The sequence below is a fragment of the Mesorhizobium sp. M1338 genome (assembly GCF_040318045.1).
In the GTDB taxonomy this organism is placed as follows: Bacteria; Pseudomonadota; Alphaproteobacteria; order Rhizobiales; family Rhizobiaceae; genus Mesorhizobium.
Genome location: NZ_JAMYLL010000053.1, coordinates 1 through 14,810, shown reverse-complemented (window position 1 = coordinate 14,810; position 14,810 = coordinate 1). Strand labels below are relative to the sequence as shown.

The window sequence follows — 14,810 nt, the reverse complement described above, 5'->3', positions numbered from 1 at the left end:
TGCCTTGTTCGGGAAGGTTTGAGTCTCAATCGACTGTCACGACAATGTTGCCTTGCGGGTCCACGCGCCCGCGATGTCCGTCCTTCAGGAAGGCGGTGAACGTCGTCGCCTCAACCAGGCATGGCCCATCAAGCGCCGCCCCCGCGCCCAGCTGGTCCATGTCGTAAACAGGCAGAGAGCTCGTCCCCCGGGTTTCGTGCAAATAAGCTGACCGATGGGTCTTGGCGACCGGCGCCGTCGCCTGGTCGGCCAGCCTGAAATCCTTCCAAGCATCCTGATTGGCCCGCTTGCCCACCGCGCGCAGCTTCCAGTTGGTGAATTCGACAATGTCGCGGTCGGATCTGATCGAATAGATGCGTTCGTGCATCTGATGAAACGCTTCGACGAGACTTGGGAGTTTTTCCGCTTCGAGGCGCGCCTCATTGGCCTCGAAATGGACCTCGATCTCCCAGGACTGGTACTCGTAGCGACCAAGAAAGGAGAACTCGAAACGCCGCAGCTCGGGCTCAACGCCGGCCTGTTCGAGGAATGCTTCGCCCGACACCTTCAACCGCGCCAGGATGTCGGAGACGCCGGCGGCGTCGAAGCGCCGGGTCGAGGTCAGGAAAACCGCGCTTTCCTCGCGCGTGATATCAGAGATCAACCCGCCGAACGCGCTCAGCCCGGCCATGAAGCGCGGGATCATGTAGCGTTTCAAGCCCAATATGTCGGCCATCTCGGCGATGTGGATGGCGGTCGCGCCGCCGCCGCAGACAAAGAAACTGTCGCGTGGGTTTATGCCCTCGCGAATGGTGATTTCCTCGATGGCCCCGACCATGTTGTGGTTGCTGGTGGTCTGGATGGCGTAAGCCGCGTCGAGCAGCGGGATGCCGAGCCGCGTCGCGATGCTCGCGACCGCTTTCTCGGCCAGATCGCGGCTGATCTTGATCCGGCCGCCGAGAAAATAATCCGGGTCAATGATGCCGAGCACGACATTGGCGTCGGTGACCGTCGGCGCGGTGCCGCCCGCTCCGTAGCATGCCGGCCCCGGCCGCGCGCCAGCGCTTTGCGGCCCGACACGAAGCAGGCCGCCATCGTCGACCCAGGCAATCGACCCGCCGCCGGCGCCAACCGATCTCACATCGACTTTCGCGATCCCCAGCGAGTCGTCGTGGATCATGCTGTCCGGGGTGACGATGATCTGGTGGTCACGCAAAGCCGAGACGTCGAAGGTGGTGCCGCCCATGTCACCGACGATGACGTTGGCTTCGTCGCTCAGCGCCAGCGCGGCCATCGGCGCCAGCGTCGGCCCCGACATGACGCTGTAGATTGGCCGCCGCAGCATCTCGGCGGGAGGCATCATTCCACCGACGCAGTTGGCGAGCAGCAGCTCGCCCTGGAAACCCGCCTGCGAAAGTGCTTGCCGCAAGTCCTCGATGTAGGTGCGCACGATCGGATTGATCGACGCGTCGATAGCGGCCGCGATGATGCGCTTGTACTCGCGCGACATCGGATTGACTTCATGGCTAAGCGTGACCGGGATCTCCGGCCATGCCTGCGCGATGATATCGCGCACCGTTGTTTCATGGATGGGATTGACGACCGACCAAAGCAGACCGACCGCTATCGCTTCGACCCCATAGCGCCGGAAGTCGGCTATCGCCGCCTCGACATCGGATCTCGACAGAGGCGTGAGCTCCCGCCCGCGCGCATCGACGCGGCCCCGCGCCGTCTTCGTCAGGTGGCGCGGGACATAGGGCTCGGGATAGTCGAGCCGCCACTGGAAGGCGCCCTTGCGCGGCCCCTCGCGCAGGACGAGGATGTCCTGATGTCCTTCGTTGAGGATCAATCCGACCTTGACGGTCTTGCGCTCGACCAGCGCGTTGGTCGAGACGGTCGAGCCGTGTACGATCAAGTCGATCTTGGTCATGAACGTCGCGGGATCGAGCCCGTATCCGGCCGCCGCCACGTGCAGCACGTTGATGAATCCCTTCTCGAATTCGCCGGGCGTGGTGGGCGATTTGAAGATCGAGATTTTCCCACCGGGCTCGGAAACCAGGCAATCGGTGAAGGTTCCGCCGATATCGATGCAGACTTGATAAGCCATTTAAGGTCCGAAGCTGTTAGCGTTTCTTGTGATCGCGGCCCAGTATCAGGCTGGCCAGAATGATGAGGCCCAAAAGAACCTGCTGCAGATAGCCGTCGACCTGCATGAGATTCATGGCGTTGGAAATGACCGTGATGAACAGGGCACCGAGCAGAGCCGCCGTGACGCCTCCCTCGCCGCCGGTCAGCCGCACGCCACCGACCACCGCCGCCGCTATCGATTCCAGGGTCAGGTTGCCGCCAAGGTTGGGCTCGCCCGACCCGGTGCGCGCGGTGAGCAGCATGGCGCCAATCGCGGCCAGCAGCGAGCAGACCACGTAGTCGATCGCAACGACACGTCCGGTGCGAACGCCCGCCGCCTTCGCCGCGCGCGGGTTGGCACCGATGAGATACAGGCCGCGGCCGAACACGGTGAAGCGCAGGACCAGGAACAGCAGTGCGAAACACAGCGCGGCGAACACGATGGGCACCGGAATGCCGATCACCCGTCCCTCCGCCAAGGCCTCCGTGAAGGCTTCGGGAATGCCCGGCACGGGAAAGCCGCCGCTGACGGTTGCCGCCAGCGCCATGACAATGTTGGCCATGCCGAGCGTCGTCACGAGTGGATTGATGCCGATACCGGCGATGAGGAAGCCGTTCAGCCCGCCGATCAGCAGCCCGACGCCGAGGCCGGCGGCGATTCCCCACAGGATGGGCATATCGCCGGTTCCGGTCATCACCATCGCCGATATGACGCTGACGAGCGAGACAGTAAAACCAAGCGACAGGTCGAAGCCGCGCGTCAGCAGCACCATGGTCTGCGCCATGGCGAAGAGTGCGAGATAGCTGGTCTGGATCGCGATGTTCCAGAGATTGCCGCTTGAAACGATGCGCGGGTCGAGCAGACCGAGAACTAGCAGGGCCAGGAATACGAGCCCCGGCAGCTTGGCCTGCGCCGCGAACTGGCGGATGTCCGGCCGAGCGCGGTCAAGAACAACCGGAGCCGCCATGTCTGGACGATCAGACATTGGCCCGCCTCCCCTGAACAATTCGGTCGAAAGCCAGTGCGCCGATGAGCACGGAACCGAGAACCAGCGTCTGGAATTTGCTGTCGATCTGCGTGAGGTTCATCGCATTGGCGATGATTGAGAGGCACAGCGCCGCCATGGCGACGTTCTCGGCGCGGCCTGAGCCACCGCGCAATGAAACGCCGCCGATCACCGCCGCTGCGATCGTCTCCAGTCCCAGCGTCCCGCCGATCGTCGACTGGCCAGAACCGATGCGAGCGGTGATCAGCACACCGGTGAGCGCGGCCAGAAAACCGGAGAGCACATAGGCGGTTATCAGCACACGGTGTGTGCGCACTCCCGACAGCCGGGCGGCGCCGACATTGCCGCCGACGGCGTAGAAGTGGCGCCCGAGCGCGGTCCGACGCTGCAGAATGATGGCGATGGCGATCACCACGATCGCCAGCAGCAAGACCGGCGGCAGGCCAAGCACCTGCCCTCGCCCGATGGCATCGACGAAGGCGTCGGAAACGCCATAGATCGGGATACCCTGCGTGTAATAGAGCGTAATTCCCGCGACGATCGACAACGATGCCAACGTCACCATGAAAGGTGATAGGGAAAGCCGCGCCACCAGCGTTCCGTTTACCAGGCCAACACAGGCGCCGCTGGCCAAGGCCAGCGCCACCGGTACCAGCAGCTGGAGCCCATCCGCGTCGGGCATCGCGGCCATCGCCGCGGCCGTGACCACGGACGCCAACGCCATCGTGGCGCCGACCGACAGATCAAAACCACCGGTGGTCATGACGATCATCTGGCCGATCGCCGGAACCGCCAGGAAGGAGAAATTGCGCAGGACGTTGAGGATGTTCAGGCGGTTCAGAAAACGCGGTTCGATGATCGCGGCCGCCGCCGCGACCGCGACCAGAAGCAGGATGACGATCCCGCCTGTTTCCAGAAAACGGCGCCGCAGCATGTCAGGGCTCATGCTGCCTCCGTGGCGCCGGTTTGGGCGTCGAAATAGTGACGCAGCACGGAGGCTTCGGTGATGCCGTCGGCTTTGAGTTCGGCGACTATGCGCCCTTCACGCATGACGTAGACGCGGTTGGCCAGGTGAACGAGCTCCGGCAGTTCGGACGATGACAGCAGAATGGCCGCGCCATTCTCCACCAGGCTTTTCATAAGCCGGTAGACCTCGCTTTTGGCGCCGACGTCGATGCCAACCGTCGGTTCATCGAAAATATGGACCGAGACTGGGCGCATCAGACCGCGCGCCAGCACGAGTTTCTGCTGGTTTCCTCCCGAAAACGACGACGCCGCGCGTTCCGGCGCCATAGGTCGCAAACCCAGTGTCTTCAGCGGCCCGGCTATCGCCCGGCGCTCGCGCCATGACTTGAGCAGTCCGGCGTGGGACAGTCTCGGGTCGTCAAGCGCGGCCATGGTCACGTTCTCGCGGCCCGGACGGCCAAGCGCCAGTCCCTCGGCGCCGCGATCAGCTGGATAGTAACAAAGTCCAGCACGCAACATGCCGTGCGGGACTGGCGCTCTTACCACCGCGCCATGGAGTTCGATCTCACCGGACGTCACCCGCTCCAGGCCGAACACGGCCCGGCAAAGTTCGCTACGACCGCAGCCAACCAGGCCCGCCAGGCCGACGATTTCTCCAGCCCTGACCGTGATGGAGGCATCTGACACGCTACCGGAGACACGCAGCCCTCTGGTCGCCAGCACGACCTCGGCGGGGCGCTGGCTGATTGACGGGTAGATTCGCTCGACCGGCTGGCCGACCATCATCTCAATGAGCGCAGCATCGGATGCCGCGGCGATGGCCACGGTATCGATCTTACGCCCTCCTCGCAGCACCGTGACACGATCCGCGAGCCGACGGATCTCGGCCATGCGGTGCGACACATAGATAATGCCGACGCCCCGGGCCTTGAGACCCGCGATGGCGGCGAAAAGTTTTTCCGCTTCACCGTCGGTGAGCGACGCGGTCGGTTCGTCCAGGATGAGTATCTTGGCATCCGAAAGCATGCCTTTGGCAATCTCGACCATCTGCTTTTGCGCCCGGGTCAGCGTTTCGATCTTGCTGTCCAGCTCGACGTGAAAGCCAATTTCGCGGAAGCGTTCCTCGGCGCGGGCGCGCATCGCGCGCCGGTTCAGGAAAAGCCGCCCTTTCAACTCGCGTCCAAGAAACAGGTTCTCCTCGACCGTGAGGTCGGGGACGAGACTAAATTCCTGGAACACTGCCGCGACGCCGGCATCGCGGGATTTCTGTGGGGTCAGCGCGGAAACGGTTTGGCCGTCGATACGGCACGAGCCTTCGGTCCAGCCATACGTTCCCGCTATCAGGTTGATGAGCGTCGACTTGCCGGCGCCGTTTTCACCGAGAAGGGCATGGACCTCACCGCTCAACAGCGAGAAGTCGACGCCGTCAAGCGCCACCACACCCCCGAAACGCTTCGTCATACGCGTAAGTTCAAGCATCGCTGACACCACCGAACTCGAAGCAAAACGGGCGGCAGGCCAAGGCCGAGGTCTACCGCCCATCGAAGATGTGGCTATTGTACCGAAAATTCAGGCTTCCACCCATCGGGCGCGAAAATCTGCGTCGGGTCGATTTTGTCGACGTTGTCCTTGGTCACGATACCCGGCGCGACCAGCAGAACCTTCTCATAGTCCTTCTTTTCCAAGGCGCGCACCGCGAGGTCGACGCTGATGCGGCCCATCATCACCGGATACTCGGCGGCAAAGCCAAGCACCTTGCCTTCCTTGACCAGCTTCAGCATCGTCTGGTTCTCGTAAGACGACATGATCACGACATCGTCGCGGCCAGCGTCGGCGACGGCGCTGACGGCCGCTTCCGCCGCAGCAGCCCCGCCCCAGATGACATTGAGATCGGGATAGGTCTGCAGGGCGTCCTCGATGAGGCGCAGGCTTTGCGGAACGCCGGGCTCACCATAGAGCTCGGCCGCGAGCTTGATGTTGCCGGTTTTGATGCTGTCGCGAAAGCCCGCCATATAGCTCTCCGCCCAACCCGATCCCTGCGGACCCGGCAGGCCGATCGCGGTCGTCTTTTTGTCGCCGAGATACTTCTTGAGGTACTCACCCTCCTGAAAACCCTTCTGGTAGGTATCGGGAGTGATGCGCGCGGTGATCGGAGTTTCCAGAATGGGATTGGCGACGGCGATCTGGACAAGGCCCTTGGCGTCGCCCTCCTTCAGCTTGGCCGCCAGACCGGCTTCCGAGATGGCGGCGACGAGGATACTCTGGGCACCGGATGCGACGCAATCGTCGTATTGCGACAGCTGCTTGGGCAGCGCGTCATAGCCGCCAGCCTGCAGGACCGTCACTTTGACACCCAGGCGCTTTGCTTCCTCAACGATACCATAGTCGACCGAGACCCAGTAGCTGTCCTTGAGGTGCGGAAACAAGACGCACAGGTTCCAAGGCTTCTCGGCCTTTTCCAGCGGCACATAGTCGAGTGCCTCGACTTTTTTCAGATCGCCGCCTTTGGCCGCGTTGATCTTGAAGGGCCACCAATCCTTGGCCTGGGCGGCGTTGGGCAGGACGGCCACGCCGGTGACGAAAGCCGCCGCGAGGATGGATCGGAAAGCGTGATTCTTGGTCATGTGATTCCCCATTTTCGTGTGTTCCCGGGTCCGGAGCCGGCGATTTCGCCGGCTCCGCGGTCTGCCTTGGGAGCAGAGGCTTGCTGGCGGATCGTAGTACCGTCTAGGCGAGTTCGCCTTCAGGGCTATCCGCGCCGTTGTTCATTTTCACAGCGCTACCGTACTACTTATAAGTTATAAGTCAATAGGGTTTTCATTAGCCGGTGCTCAGCCGGGAAAGTGTCTTCAATCGCGGTTTCGCTGCCTCGACCGGGATCACAATCCATTTGACGAAAGACGAGGTCGGAGACAGCAGCCATGCAACTGGCCGCGGCGATGTGGGCTTCCTCGCGACCGACCGGTATGCGGCTTGTCGATCGAGTTGCCTGACATCAAGCGCCGGCGAATAAGTCAAAGCGATCAGCGTGGCCTTCGAATACAGAGCCATTGGTCAGCAGCCGCACTTCGCTATCGACCAAATCGTCATAGTGTCTTTAGGGAGGAGATGTGCCCAGTGCATTCGCGTGCTGCAACAGCCGCGCTGAACCGCACCGCAGCGTGCCATAACACGCTGCGGTCGGATGATTGTTGAAATGACGGTTCCCCGCGCACGACCGTGCCGCTTTCCAACTTCTCTCGTCTGGCGCTTGCCAGCCTGAGTTCTTCCTAGAGGTCGGCGCCCGGATTGCGGGTGTTGTCTTGCGACTTCATTCTCCCGGCAGCCGGGCAAAGGCCCGCAACGTGGAGGCTTCTAAATGGAACGCGGGTTCCCGATGCTTAGTGGGTGGTGCTGCTTGAGCAGGGGCAGGGCAGCACAGCCTCCGCCGGCAAGCCGTCGCGGCCGGTTCCCTTGATGGCGTGCCGGCGCAAGTCCCGCGTCACCAGGCTCGCAAATCGCGATGCACGTCCAGCCATTGCGACATGGTTTTGCCAGCTGAGAGGCCGATCCCGTGTGCGGCGAACAGTCGAAACACTGATTGGTCGGTGTGCGTTCTTGGCGTATTGTGCAGCACTTCTGGCATTACTGGCCTTGCGGGGATGACGAGTCGGTCATGCGACAGTATGCATGTCCCTATCGGAATAGCCGGTCCGCCTTATCGGTCGTCACACCCGCATATCGCTCCGCTTCTAGGGAACACCCCATCACGCGAGGAAAGACATGGCCACATGCGCAGTATCGCCAATCCAGCCGTTGGGCCGACGGCCCGGCGCTTGGGCCAGTCCACCGGCTTTAACCTGCGTCACAATTGATCCACTGATCCTAGGTGACGACAACGTTGTTCGTCATGATTTGATGGGGCGGGGATTGGCCCAAAAGCGAGCCCCCCAAACTGTGCGGTTGCCAAATACGTAATGGAGTGAATTGGAATGATCATCGTAACAGGCGCCACGCACGGGATTGGGCGGGCCTGCGTGGAGAAACTTGCGTCTGCCGGTTCCAGAGTGGTGGCGACCGGCCGAGATGCAGAAGCGGGCGCGGCGCTCGAACGCGCCAATCACGGTGTCACGTTCGTTGCCGGTGACATTATCCGTGAAGACGATTGCCGCCGTGTCGTCGACCGTGCGCTTGAACTTGGCAACGGCCGGCTCGCGGGGCTCGTGAACAATGCCGGCATGTCGAAGCGCATTGCCTTCGCCACCGCCACCCAGGACGATTGGGATGAGGTCCTTGCGGTTAATGCACGCAGCGTCTTTTTCTTCATCCGTCATGCGCTGGACGGCTTGCGGCTCGGGAGGGGTTCAGTCGTCAACATGGCCAGCATCGCCGGAAAGACGGGCGAAGAAGGGCTCGCTGCCTACTGCGCCTCAAAGGCCGCGGTCATCGGGCTGACGCAGGCCCTCGCGCTGGAGTTCGGCGAGGAGATCCGCTTCAACGCTGTCTGCCCCGGCCAGATCGAAACACGCATGATGGGCAACATCATAAGCGATGCACTGCGCAAGAAGCAGCTCGAACTGCGGATCCCTGCCAACCGCTTCGGTGCCCCTGAAGAGATCGCTGATGTGGTCGCTTGGTTACTTTCGAATCAATCGAGCTATGTCAACGGCACGGTGGTGACTGTAGACGGCGGGGAAACAGCCGGCCTGCGCACACCGCGCGTCGCGCAGATCGATGGTGCTTAGGGCAATTCAGCTCAGCCGGAGCCGCGCTCGTCGAAATAGCGCAGAAAACCATGTGAGCCTCGCTGGATGTCGTTCTCGATCGCCTCGCGGGCCCTCTTCCTGTCGCCAGTCCTCAAGGCCTCGATGAGATGGTCATGTTCTTCCGCGCCGGTGTACCCGCGCGGAATTTCCCGATCGTAAACGTTAAGGATTGGACCCATCGAGGCCCACATGCTTTCGATCTGTCCGATCAGCATCGGCATACGCGACAGGCGGTAGACGCCGAAGTGGAAAGCGCGATTGGAGGATCGCGCTTCCTTGATATTACCGGCCTTATGGCTCTCTACAAATGAGGCGCGGAAGGTCTCAAGCTGTTCGAGATCGGCGGGGGCAAAATGGTCGGCAGCGTGTTCTGCCGCAAGCCCTTCAAGTGCCACGCGGATCAGCTTGATCTGAATGTAGCGGGCGCGGCTGAGGTCTGGCACCGCGGCGAACCTGCCGGAGCGCAACTCGAGCGCCTGCTCGCTGACGAGCCGCAGACAGGCTTCGCGCACCGGCGTAATGCTGGTTCCGAGCTGCCCGGCAAGATCCTGCATAAGGAGACGATCGCCCGGCGCGAAATTGCCGATGATCAAGCCATCCCGCACCTTGCTGTAAATCCGCGCGGACAGGCTGCCCATCTCCTCGGGCTGCATCTTCATAGGGCCCATGGGACTCCCCTCGCCTCTGCTGCAGCTCTATGGAAATGTCGATTTACGCGTTTCACTACGTTTATAAGTTATAATCGCTGCCTATATTTCGTTATGCAGCGGCAGACAAGTACGTGCACGTTAATTGTCTGCAGCAAACATGTCCGTTTTCATAATTATTTGTGAAATTTTGTTTCATATAAAAACAAGGAGACCCTTCTTTTCCGATTCTGACAATGGAATGTGACGACAGAAAAAGGCGCGATCTCATCTGCGTGGCATGAGTTGGTGTGCGAGAGATGATGACATCTGAAGGAGCCGGGAAGCTTACATGTCAATTTCCAGTCTGATGGGCAGAAATTTCCGATTCTGAGGCGACTCCGAACCGGCTGGACCGACGATGACGTCGGCACCGTCAAGATGATCCGGCAGGCCAGCACGTCCAAAAGCTGCGTATGGCGTTTGCAGAGCGTTTCGCCGCCGAAGGGCTTCAAGGGCTGTTGCGCGACAAGACGCGGCCCTCGCGCATTGCGGCTCTCGGGCCCGAAAGCCCGCCGAGCGCAGCTCTGACAAGGCCGCGACAGGAATCGAACGACGACTGGCCAGAATTATGAAATCGCTTGCGACACTCATGCAATTTCAGACATTTCAGTAACAAATAGATTTAACATTCTCTTCACTTGCACTTTGGGGCGCGTTACCCGAATTAGCTGGAGCGGCCGAAACCCCCGCAAGATCAAGCGCGTAGTCGAAATCCAATCTTGCTGGTGCTTGTCGAGGGATGCGACGCGATGGGCCGGCGCAGGTGCGCTGTGAAGCAGCACTGAGCGCGCCGAAAAACGGCTTCCCAACAGGAGATTGATTTGGATTATGTGCAGTATTTCGCCGGAAGAATCGAGCAACTCAAAGGCCGTGGCGGGTATCGTGAATTTGCCGATCTGGAGCGTCAGTCTGGCAACTTCCCAAAGGCCTGGCTCAATAGGCCCGACGGCCGAAAAGAGATAACCATTTGGTGCACTAATGATTATCTCGGTATGGGGCAGCACCCCAAAGTGCTATCGGCAATGAAGCGCGCCATCGATGCCAACGGCGCAGGATCGGGAGGATCCCGCAACATTGGTGGCACCAACCATTATCACGTGTTGCTCGAGCGGGAGCTTGCAGCTTTCCACAACAAGGAAGCAGGATTGATTTTTGTTTCCGGCTTCAGCTCAAACGATTCATCATTGAGTACATTGGCATCTTTGATGCCGGACACAATTATATTTTCTGACGCGCACAACCACGCTTCAATTATTAGTGGATGCCGCAACAGCCGGGCCGAAAAGCGCGTCTTCCAGCATAACGACGTTGCGCATTTGCGGGAGCTTCTGCGCAGCGTAAATCCTGCAAGACCCAAGATCATTGTTTTTGAATCGGTATATTCAATGGACGGTGACATTTCACCGATCAAAGATATCTGTGACATGGCGGACGAATTTGGCGCAATGACGTTTCTGGATGAAGTTCATGCATCGGGAATGTACGGTCCGAAAGGCGCCGGCATTGCCGCGGAACTTGGCATCATGGATCGTCCAACCATCATCGAAGGGACGCTAGGTAAGGCGTTCGGCTCGATGGGGGGTTATGTGACCGGACCTGCCTCCATTGTTGACAGCATACGAAGCTTCTCGATCGGTTTCATTTTCACCACGGCGCTTGCGCCAGCGCTAGCGGCTGGTGCGCTGGCAGCGCTGCGCCATCTTCGCGATTCAGATTCAGAACGAATTGATCTGCACCGGAAAACGAAACTTTTAATCGGATTGCTGAAAGAGGCGGGCATCCCCGTCATGCCGACCCGAAGCCACATCATTCCTGTGCCTATTGGTGATCCATTCCGTTGCAAGGAAGCGTCCCGCCAGCTTCTGGATCAGCATGGAATATACGTTCAGCCAATTCTGGCGCCGAGTGTTCCGGTGGGAACCGAGCGGTTCAGGGTGACGGTTACGCCTGCCCATAGTACGACAGATATTCGGACGTTCGTCGATGCGCTCAGGCAGGTTCTGCTGCGGGACAATCTTGGCAAGGCTGCCTAATGTAAATGCTGGGAACGACAGGGCGCGCAGCCTCAGACCTGATTATATCAGCCGGGCTCGCCGAGGTGGAAGCGGCGGTCAGCGATCCGGTTCTGACGCCCGATCGCATCTTCGAATGTCATCGGAAAGCAGTTCCGTAACCCGCAATGACAGCTTTCGCGATCTTAAATGATGTGACTCCATGATTGAATGGGGCCGTTTGACGACTCGCTGCTTACACATCGGGCCGGTTCCAGATTCAGGGCTCACCATGAGCCGGTATGACCAGAGCGCATGTTCTTGTGCTGCGAGTTTGATGTGGCTTGGCGTGCCCTACCCGAGGGGTAGGTCACGCCCAGGCCCACGGGATCACACACCAACCCCAGCTAACCTGGTTTGAACGGAGCAAGCCTCCGACGCCGCCCTAATCAAAAACGCTGCAACAGATCCTTCAAATCAATTTACAAGATTTTTACAACCGTCAGTCGTTGACAATGGTACGGCACCCCGAGTCTGAGGTCCGGCACGGCCACAAAAGTGACACCGGTACCCTCGGACCGCCGCCAGCACGCAACATCGGGATTAACAGCAATGGTAAGAAGAAGAGCGCTCATATTGGTCGAAGGCCATAGGGGTACTGGTCAGCTATACGTCCAAGCGGCTCAGTGTCTTGGTCTTCATCCAATTACTCTGACGGCTGATCCACCTCGGTACGACTATCTTTCGGCGGAAAACGTTGAGGCAATCCGTGTCGACACTGGCAATCTCGAAGCGTTGGTCCGCGAAAGTTCGCGGCTGCGTGCTACCCACGACATTGCTGGCATTACTGGCTTTGCCGGGGACCATGAATCGATCTATGCGACAGTTGGCAAGCTTTGCCGGCATTTCGATCTACCGGGACCGAACCCTGAATCGATTGAACGAAGCTGCGACAAATTCAAGCAACGCCAACTCCTCGCGCAGGCCGGCGTTCCAATACCGGCCTATCGGTTGGCAGCGAATGCGGCGGAAGTAGAAAGCTCGGCTGCAGAGATCGGCCTGCCCGTGATTCTTAAGCCGGCAGTAGGCAGCGGCAGCATGGGTGTCCGATTGTGCCGCAGCCTCGAAGACGTAGCCGAACATACGACCCATCTATTGGGCGGAAAGCACATATGGCGGTCTACACCGAAAATACTCGTCGAAGAATTCGCACAGGGCCCGTTCTATAGCATTAATGTTATGGGGAATGAGGTCGTTGCGATTTGCGCCAATGACTTTGGTCCCCTCCCCCATTTCGTCATACGTGAGGTGACGTATCCGGCCCTGCTAACCGATCAGGAGCGTGAGCGCATCGCCGATGTTTCGCTGAGCTGTTTGCGGGCTCTCGGCCTTGGCTGGGGGCCAACTAACATTGAACTCCGGTGCACGAAACGCGGTCCAGTTGTCATTGAAGTCAATCCGCGTCTTAGTGGCGCGCCCGACCCTCAACTGGTCCAGTTAGCTTACGGTGTCGACCTCGTCACCGAGCACATCAAGCTTGTCATTGGCGAGGAATGGGATCTGCGCAAAAAGCATTCGCATACTGCGGCCGCGCGATTCCTGCTTCCTGATCAAGATGGCACCCTCGACTGGATTGGTGGCGACACTCAGGCAGCTGCTATATCAGGTGTGGCCGAGGTCAAATTGAATGTTGAACCCAAGACACCGATCGTCAGGAAGGGGGATTTCCGAGACTGGATTGGACATGTCATTGCCACTTCGCCCAGCCGTGCTGAAACCGAGGGCGCCCTTCAGCGAGCGGTCGACTTGATCGAATGGTCGATCACCCCTTTTCCGGCGACAATAAGAGGTGATCGAGAGCACGATGTTTGTGGGGCGTTCGGGCGGCCCACCAGTTCTGTTCCGATCAGGCATTGACGGCTTAAGATCCTTGAAACGCAGCAGTTCCGTCTACGTCAATGTCACATCAAGTTTGACGAGGCAAATGCAGCTTTGGCCACACCTGCCTTGTCTCCCGCGGAACTTCTCCGCGACCCATGGCGAGGCCGTCGGCCCAATTTGGGCCCAATTTGAATGCCGCCCACCGCCGCCGCAGGACGAACATGCGCTTGACAAGACAACGCCGGCCCGTTCAACTTGAGGCATTCACCAGGGGAGTCCCGGCAAGGGGCTGAGATACTGCTGGCTTTCGCGGCGCAGTGACCCGTTGAACCTGATCCAGTTCATACTGGCGTAGGGACGGTGCAAGCGCTCTGCGGGAGTTCACGCCCGAGGTCCTGTTTCGGCAGGTCGACAGAAGCGTCTTTTCATCCTTCCGGCACAGAACTGGGTCTCCAATGCATGAGCAAAGGAGCCTCAAGATGAATGCCCTCACCCCAGCCGTCTCAACGGGGCCGCTGCCTGCTTCGCGCAAGATCCACAAGCCCGGTGCCATCCACCCGCAGATCAGGGTGCCGATGCGCGAAATCTCCGTCCATCCGACAGCCGGCGAACCGCCCGTCACCGTCTACGATCCGTCGGGCCCCTATACCGATCCGGCTGTCGAAACCAGCATCGAAAAAGGCCTGGCCCGGCTTCGCCACGAATGGATCTTGGCGCGCGGCGATGTCGAGGTCTGCGACGGCCGCCATGTCCGGCCGGAGGACAACGGATTCGCGACGGGCGAACGCCTGACGCCAGAATTTCCCATCCGCCACCGACCGCTCAGGGCCAAAGCAGGCAAGGCGGTGACGCAGCTTGCCTACGCGCGCGCCGGCATCATCACACCCGAAATGGAGTTCGTCGCCATCCGCGAGAACCTTGGTCGCGAGATCCTGCGCGGCAAGCTTGAGCGCGACGGCGAGGCTTTCGGCGCGACGCTGCCCGATTTCGTCACGCCCGAATTCGTGCGTGACGAGGTGGCGCGCGGACGGGCGATCATCCCCGCCAACATCAACCATCCCGAGAGCGAGCCAATGATCATCGGCCGCAATTTCCTGGTCAAGATCAACGCCAATATCGGCAACTCCGCCGTCACATCGTCGATGGCGGAAGAGGTCGAAAAGATGGTGTGGGCGATCCGCTGGGGCGCCGATACGGTGATGGACCTGTCGACCGGCCGCAACATCCACAACATCCGCGACTGGATCGTGCGCAACGCGCCGGTGCCGATCGGCACGGTGCCGCTCTACCAGGCGCTCGAAAAGGTCGGCGGCATTGCCGAGGATCTGACCTGGGAGGTCTACCGCGACACGCTGATCGAACAGGCCGAGCAAGGCGTCGACTATTTCACCATCCACGCCGGCGTGCGGCTGCATTATATCCCGC

General features: G+C 60.2%; 10 protein-coding genes, 1 pseudogene and 1 riboswitch. Of the genes and pseudogenes, 4 read left to right on the top strand and 7 right to left on the bottom strand.

Annotation, left to right across the window (positions count from 1 at the left end; all coding sequences use genetic code 11):
- Positions 1-25: 25 nt before the first annotated feature.
- The 6 genes and pseudogenes from NKH19_RS28540 to NKH19_RS28515 form a co-directional block, all read right to left on the bottom strand.
- On the bottom strand, positions 26-2,086 hold the full coding sequence (locus NKH19_RS28540) for a hydantoinase/oxoprolinase family protein (protein ID WP_352538807.1): 2,061 nt from the start codon (positions 2,084-2,086) through the stop codon (positions 26-28).
- Between the two features lie 16 nt (positions 2,087-2,102).
- The gene (locus NKH19_RS28535; RefSeq protein WP_352443109.1) at positions 2,103-3,092 is read right to left on the bottom strand and encodes an ABC transporter permease; all 990 of its coding nucleotides are present in this window, start codon (positions 3,090-3,092) and stop codon (positions 2,103-2,105) included.
- Entirely contained in the window at positions 3,085-4,059 is a 975-nt protein-coding gene (locus NKH19_RS28530) for an ABC transporter permease (protein WP_352443110.1), read from the bottom strand. Before NKH19_RS28530 ends, NKH19_RS28535 begins: the two co-directional genes overlap by 8 nt.
- Positions 4,056-5,516, bottom strand: a complete 1,461-nt coding sequence (locus NKH19_RS28525; RefSeq protein ID WP_352983321.1) for a sugar ABC transporter ATP-binding protein — start codon at positions 5,514-5,516, stop codon at positions 4,056-4,058. Before NKH19_RS28525 ends, NKH19_RS28530 begins: the two co-directional genes overlap by 4 nt.
- Before the next feature lie 116 nt (positions 5,517-5,632).
- Entirely contained in the window at positions 5,633-6,703 is a 1,071-nt protein-coding gene (torT, locus tag NKH19_RS28520; RefSeq protein WP_352538809.1) for a TMAO reductase system periplasmic protein TorT, read from the bottom strand.
- 476 nt (positions 6,704-7,179) lie between these two features.
- A pseudogene (locus tag NKH19_RS28515) lies at positions 7,180-7,685 on the bottom strand (ISNCY family transposase); the annotation flags it as partial.
- Between the two features lie 365 nt (positions 7,686-8,050).
- Here NKH19_RS28515 and NKH19_RS28510 point away from each other — a divergent pair.
- On the top strand, positions 8,051-8,803 hold the full coding sequence (locus tag NKH19_RS28510; protein ID WP_286461381.1) for an SDR family NAD(P)-dependent oxidoreductase: 753 nt from the start codon (positions 8,051-8,053) through the stop codon (positions 8,801-8,803).
- An 11-nt stretch (positions 8,804-8,814) separates the two neighbouring features.
- Here NKH19_RS28510 and NKH19_RS28505 read toward each other — a convergent pair whose 3' ends face one another.
- The gene (locus NKH19_RS28505; protein ID WP_352837615.1) at positions 8,815-9,492 is read right to left on the bottom strand and encodes a GntR family transcriptional regulator; all 678 of its coding nucleotides are present in this window, start codon (positions 9,490-9,492) and stop codon (positions 8,815-8,817) included.
- 842 nt (positions 9,493-10,334) lie between these two features.
- On the opposite strand from NKH19_RS28505, the gene hemA reads away from it, so the two are divergent.
- From hemA to NKH19_RS28490, 3 genes are all read left to right on the top strand, one after another.
- On the top strand, positions 10,335-11,546 hold the full coding sequence (gene hemA, locus NKH19_RS28500) for a 5-aminolevulinate synthase (RefSeq protein WP_352760692.1): 1,212 nt from the start codon (positions 10,335-10,337) through the stop codon (positions 11,544-11,546).
- Positions 11,547-12,116: 570 nt separating this feature from the next.
- On the top strand, positions 12,117-13,421 hold the full coding sequence (locus NKH19_RS28495; protein ID WP_352558836.1) for an ATP-grasp domain-containing protein: 1,305 nt from the start codon (positions 12,117-12,119) through the stop codon (positions 13,419-13,421).
- A 223-nt stretch (positions 13,422-13,644) separates the two neighbouring features.
- A riboswitch (TPP riboswitch) is annotated at positions 13,645-13,761 on the top strand.
- 103 nt (positions 13,762-13,864) lie between these two features.
- Positions 13,865-14,810, top strand: a 946-nt coding sequence (locus NKH19_RS28490; protein ID WP_352983318.1) for a phosphomethylpyrimidine synthase ThiC, incomplete at its 3' end; no start/stop codon positions are given.

Excerpts from the sequence above, each read along its gene's own strand:
- NKH19_RS28530 (WP_352443110.1), bottom strand. The coding sequence starts at position 4,059 with ATGAGCCCTGACATGCTGCGGCGCCGTTTTCTGGAAACAGGCGGGATC.
- NKH19_RS28535 (WP_352443109.1), bottom strand. The coding sequence starts at position 3,092 with ATGTCTGATCGTCCAGACATGGCGGCTCCGGTTGTTCTTGACCGCGCT.
- NKH19_RS28495 (WP_352558836.1), top strand. The coding sequence starts at position 12,117 with ATGGTAAGAAGAAGAGCGCTCATATTGGTCGAAGGCCATAGGGGTACT.
- NKH19_RS28505 (WP_352837615.1), bottom strand. The coding sequence starts at position 9,492 with ATGGGCCCTATGAAGATGCAGCCCGAGGAGATGGGCAGCCTGTCCGCG.
- NKH19_RS28510 (WP_286461381.1), top strand. The coding sequence starts at position 8,051 with ATGATCATCGTAACAGGCGCCACGCACGGGATTGGGCGGGCCTGCGTG.
- NKH19_RS28540 (WP_352538807.1), bottom strand. The coding sequence starts at position 2,086 with ATGGCTTATCAAGTCTGCATCGATATCGGCGGAACCTTCACCGATTGC.
- torT (WP_352538809.1), bottom strand. The coding sequence starts at position 6,703 with ATGACCAAGAATCACGCTTTCCGATCCATCCTCGCGGCGGCTTTCGTC.